The 5,813-nt window shown below is 38.0% G+C and carries 2 protein-coding genes; one reads left to right on the plus strand and one right to left on the minus strand.

The window, feature by feature from the left end:
• A partial coding sequence (locus tag F6K54_RS30435; protein ID WP_293086223.1) for a calcium-binding protein occupies positions 1–931 on the plus strand: 931 nt, incomplete at its 5' end.
• Positions 932–1,758: 827 nt separating this feature from the next.
• Here F6K54_RS30435 and F6K54_RS30440 read toward each other — a convergent pair.
• On the minus strand, positions 1,759–5,460 hold the full coding sequence (locus tag F6K54_RS30440) for an adenylate/guanylate cyclase domain-containing protein (protein WP_293086226.1): 3,702 nt from the start codon (positions 5,458–5,460) through the stop codon (positions 1,759–1,761).
• Positions 5,461–5,813 lie beyond the last annotated feature (353 nt).

Raw genomic sequence — 5,813 nt, forward strand, 5'->3', positions numbered from 1 at the left:
TGCTAATGGTCGTTTTGCTCTAGATGGAGACCAAATAGTAGTTGCTGATGGTTCTCAATTGGACTTTGAAAGTAATCAGACTCATAATATTACTGTGAGAACTACTGATGATGGTGGTGAAAGTTTCAACCAACAGTTGACTATTAATGTCACTGATGTGGATGAGACTCCCACTGAACCCCCTATACTTGGCGGAGCAGGCAACGATGTGCTCGATGGCGACAGTGGCAATGATGTAATTCTTGGAGGCAGAGGTGACGATCAACTTAATGGCGGTGACGGTAATGATCAACTTAAAGGCGGTGCTGGTAACAACCTACTTAATGGTGGTGATGGCAATGACTCTTTGTATGGCGGAGCAGATAACGATGTTCTCAATGGTGACGATGGTAACGATTTAATCATTGGATGGATAGGTGACGATCAACTTAGTGGTGGTAACGATGACGATCTTGTCACTGGTGGTACTGGTAACGATACCCTCAATGGTGACGATGGTAACGATACCCTCAATGGTGGTGATGACAACGACCAACTCAATGGTGGTACTGGTAACGATACCCTCAATGGTCATACTGGTAGCGATACTCTCATAGGAGTTGATATCACTTCTGTCCAACCTGGTTCTAATGAGATAGATATTCTGCGAGGCGGTAATTATGGCGATGCCGATATATTTGTTTTAGGCGATGACAGTGGTCAAGTTTACTACACTGGAAATGGTGTAAATGATTATGCTCGGATCGTTACTTTCAATGGTGCTGAAGGCGATCAAATTCAACTATCTGGAAGTAGTGGTGACTATACATTAGGAGAAGATGTTCCTGGATTGTCAAGAGGAACTGCTATCTATAATAATGATGATTTAATTGGTATTGTCATCAATGTTGCAGATATGGATTTGAATAGTAGTGACTTTTCTTTTGTATAAACTTCTAGGGCCGCTGCGCAGAAGTCAAAAGTCAAAAGTTAAAAGTTAAAAGTTAAAAGTTAAAAGTTAAAAGTATTGCTTAGTAAGGCTTTTAGGATTTTGTAACTGGTCAGTTATTTCTGCTATCCTGCACTAGGGTGTGTCTAAATTGATTTTATTCAGGACTTATATTATGTCCGGTTGAGAAAGGAAGGCAGAAGGCAGAAGGGAAAGGAAAGTTCAAAGGGAGAAGGTTTTTTTATAACTGATTATCCGGACATGATATTACTCCTACTTCCTTGCTCATTCCCATTTCTCCTGTCTTCCCCTCCCCTCCTGGGAGGGGCTAGGGGTGGGTTGGGAAGGGGAGGGGCGAGGGGTGGGTTGTCTCCTGTCTCCTACCCCAGCAAAAAGACTTTCCATACGCAAACCCTAATTAGTTTACCGGATTATTAATTATTAATAATTAAACAATTCTGGTTTAAAGCCTCCCCTTTTAAGGGGAAAAAAGCGGTCGTTTTGCTGGCGCATAACTACGTTAACGCTGCGCGACATGTTTGCGGAGCATGACCTAGGAAAAAGCACAGCTTCCCGTAGGTGGGATGGCGAGGTCTCCTCGCCATATCCAATCGACCAAGAGAAGAAATAATATCATGTCCGGTTGAATAATTAGACAATGGTTGTCCGAAGGCAGCGGGAGCTGGAGGCAGGAGGCAGAAGGTTTTCTCAAGAGTGTCACCTTGATTTTATACACGCTCCGATGCTACCGGAAACGATATAATATCTCCTGATATTCAATCAAGAGCGGTTTTAACCAGAGGTAATTATCAATTATCCATTATCCATTATCAATTAATGAATCGATCTTCAAGCAGATGATTTTTGTGCAAAAATATCGGATTTTTTTCACTATTTTCCCTTCTACTTTGAAGCCAATAAGTAATCATTTCTCCTCTACCTCTAACCGAAATATTTCCCCGTGGTTCTAATAAATATTTATCTTTTAAAAGTTGATAAGTAGCTTTGGTAACTTGAATTTTTCCAGGTATTCCACTTGCTTCCATTCGAGATGCTACGTTAACTGTATCACCCCACAAATCATAAATAAACTTTTTAGTCCCAATTACTCCTGCTACAACAGTTCCAGTATTAATACCAATCCGAATTTGAAAAGGTTTTTCCAAGTCATTTAAAAACTTAGTAATGACTTGCTGCATATCTATTGCCATTTCAGCGATCGCTTCTGCATGGTCGTCTCTAGCTGCAGGTAAACCACCAACAACCATATAAGAATCTCCGATAGTTTTAATCTTTTCTAAATCATGTTGTTCAGTCAATTGATCGAAAGCTGAGAAAATTTGATTGAGCATATCCACTAATTCATTAGGAGATATTCGAGCTGAGAAACCAGTAAAATCGACAATATCAGCAAACAAAATAGTCACATTTTCAAATCGTTTAGCAATTGGATGTTGATTTTGTTTTAATTTTTCGGCAATCTTCGCAGGCAAAATATTCAGCAATAAACGGTCAGATTTTTCTTGTTCTAATCGTAGCGCACTCTCTACAGACTTACGTTTTGTAATATCTTGAATTGTACCTTCATAGTAAAGTATTTCTCCCTCAGCATTACGAACTACACGAGCATTTTCAGAAATCCAGATTATACTACCATCAACACGATAAGCTTCTGATTCAAAGGATGAGATAGAACCATTTTTTTCAAGGGCAGCAATAAACTCAGAGCGACGATTTGGTTTAACATATAGTTGTTGGCTAATGTCAGTCATCTGATTTTTCAACTCTACTTCTGAAGAGCAACCATACATTTTGACTAAAGCTGGATTTGCACTAATGAAATATCCTTCTGGGGAAGTTTGAAATATACCCTCTGCAGTATTCTCAAAAATGCTACGATATTTTTCCTCAGCTCGTTGTAGCGCATCTAGTACCCGTTTGCGTTCTGTAATATTACGCGCCACCCAAATCACACAGTTATCTGGTAATGGTGAAATGTTAGCAGTAAACCAAATTTCATTAGGATTAGGAAGAGGAGAATAGGGATAGGGAGGTGAACTAGAAGATTCGTAATTAGGAACTTTACATGAGATTCCCCATAGAGAGTTCGGCTTTTGAACATTGCCGTTCTGTGGATTTACAAGCAGACTATATTCTAAATTAACAGTTTCATGTGTATTCAGTACTCGCTGAATATTAATCATAAATAAGTTAGCTTGCTGAGGAGGCAAAACTTCATAAACACTTTTACCAATCAATTCATTGATGGGACTATATAACACTTCTGAATTAGTAGATAAGATTTTGACATATCTACCTTTAGCATCGAAGACAGTAATTACATCAGTCATTGCCTCAAACAAAACCCGCAGTTCTGCTTCTGATTTTCGTAAGGCGGTTTCTACTCGTTGACGCTCTGTAACTTCCATCATTAACAAACGATTTGATTCTTTGAGAGCAGCAGTACGTTCCTCAACTTTTGTTTCTAACTGTTGATTAGCTCTTTGCAAGGCTTCTTGTGCTTGTTTACGCTCTGTAATATCTTCAACAGTTCCCTCGTAACGAATTAACTGCCCATTTCGATCGCGCACAGCTCTTGCATTTTCAGAAGTCCAGATCAGACTACTATCTCGGCGATAAACTTGTGACTGATAGTTCACCACAACATCTTGCTCCTGTAGCATTTGCATAAGTTGAGAGCGACTTTCTGGATTACCGTAAAGTCGATGTTGCAAGGAGGTAAGGTTAGTCATCATCTCTTCAGGAGATTCATAGCCATAAATTCTAGCTAATGCGGGGTTAACACTGATGAAGTAGCCATCGGGAGTTGTTTGAAAAATTCCTTCGACGGCATTTTCAAAGATAGTACGATATCTCTCCTCTGCTTGTTTTAGTGCTGCTTCTGCATCTTTGCGATCGGTAATATCAACGCCTACAGCAAAAGCTGCTTTTCCTCTAGCGTATTTCTGGGAAACAATTAAATAATTCCGAGCAGCGCCATTGACATGAGCAGATACTTCTCGACAGTCATCCTGAGCGGAACTGGCAAAAAATTGGCGCATAAATTCAGTAAATTCTTCACTGGCTTTGAGAAAGCCAATATTTTGACCAATAAAAGCTTCTTTTGGTAAATTGTAAGTTTCTGCTAAATGTTTATTAACTCCCAAGTAGTGTAAATCTGAGCCGATCCAAGAAACAATTCCTGGTACTGCTTCTAAAATAGCTCCTAACTGTTCTTGAGTTGCTCCAAGGTCTGATTCTGCTTGTCTGCGTTCGGTAATATCAATCCCAACGACAAATGCGGCTTGATTGTGATTATATTTGCGAGCAACAATTAAATAATTTTTGGTTTTATTATGGTAACTTGAAATAATCTCAGAAGTTATTTCCTGCTGAGAACTTGCAAAAAAATCTTTAATTAAGGTATTAAATTCAGAGCTTTTATCTATAAAACCAATATCTTGGCCGACAAAATCTGTTCGCGGTTTGTTAAAAATATTAGCTAATTGTTGATTGACTTCAATATAGGTTAAGTCTGAATTAATCCATGAAGCCATTCCAGGAACTGCTTCTAATGCTGTTTCTAGTTTTTCTTTAGCTGCTAAGAGATTTTGTTCTGCTTGTTTGCGTTCGGTAATATCTATACCTACTACAAAAGCAGCTTGGTTTTGATTGTATTTTTCTGCTACAACCAAATAGTTGTGAGGTTCTCCATGAATTTGCGATACTATTTCACCGATGATTTCAGACTCAGAACTAGCAAAAAACTTCTCAACAAATTTATTAAATTCAGAACTTGTACCTAAAAAGCCAATATTTTTACCCTGAAATTCTTCTCTGGGCATACCAAAAATATCAGCTAACTTTTGATTAACTTCTATATAACATAAATCCGAACTAATCCAAGATACTGTACCTGGTACTGCTGCTAATACCGTTTGTAACTGTTCTTTGGCATTTATTAGGTCATTTTCTGCTCGTTTGCGTTCAGTAATATCTATACCTACCACAAAAGCAGCTTGGTTTTTGTTGTACTTTTCTGCTACAACTAAATAGCTGCGAGGTTCTCCATGAACTATTGATGTAATTTCACGACTTGTTTCTAAATTTGAACTTTCAAAAAATTCTTCTAGAAAGTCATTAAACTCAGAACTTGCGCCTAAAAAACCAATACTTTTGCCCGCAAATTCTTCTGTGGACATACCGAACATCTCAGCTACCTGATGATTTACTTCTATGTAACGTAAATCTGAACTAATCCAAGATACTGTACCAGGTACTGCTGCTAAAACTGTTTTTAATTGCTCTTGAGCTGCTTTCAGAGCTATTTCTGTTTGCTGGTGTTTAACAACTTCTTGCACTAAGCGATCGTTTGACTCTTCAAGTGCTGCAGTGCGGTCTTCAATTATGATATTTAACTGATGCTCATTTAAAACGCAGCTTGAATTTACTGTTTTTAGTTCACTAACAGTTTGGCGCAGAGCAATCAACTCCTGAATCAATTCCTCTTTAGTTTTATCTTGGTCATTCATAATTTTCAAAGTTTATGATGATCTGGGAGTCTATTAATTTACAGCAGATTCCATGTAAATGTGGCAAAGTAGTTCAGAGTCTAAATAATTAAAGCTTATTTAACACGCATACTCGCCGATTGCAATAACTATAATTCTTTCTTACTCCCTACTCTGTACAGACGTTGCGTGCAACGTCCCTACTTCATAAACCACAAAATACGCTGTAATATTTAATCGTGTACTTTTTGAGACAAAATTGTCTTGATTCCTATTTAATTTGTGGGCAATAAATATAATTGATAATAACAATTAATACTAACTGTTGACGACAAATATTCAATGATTTTATCTCTCCTACTATAATATAGCGC

Source organism: Okeania sp. SIO3B5 (assembly GCF_010692555.1).
Lineage (GTDB): Bacteria > Cyanobacteriota > Cyanobacteriia > Cyanobacteriales > Microcoleaceae > Okeania.

Bases quoted from the DNA above. Each gene is read 5' to 3' on its own strand.
- F6K54_RS30440 (WP_293086226.1), bottom strand. From the start codon at position 5,460: ATGAATGACCAAGATAAAACTAAAGAGGAATTGATTCAGGAGTTGATT.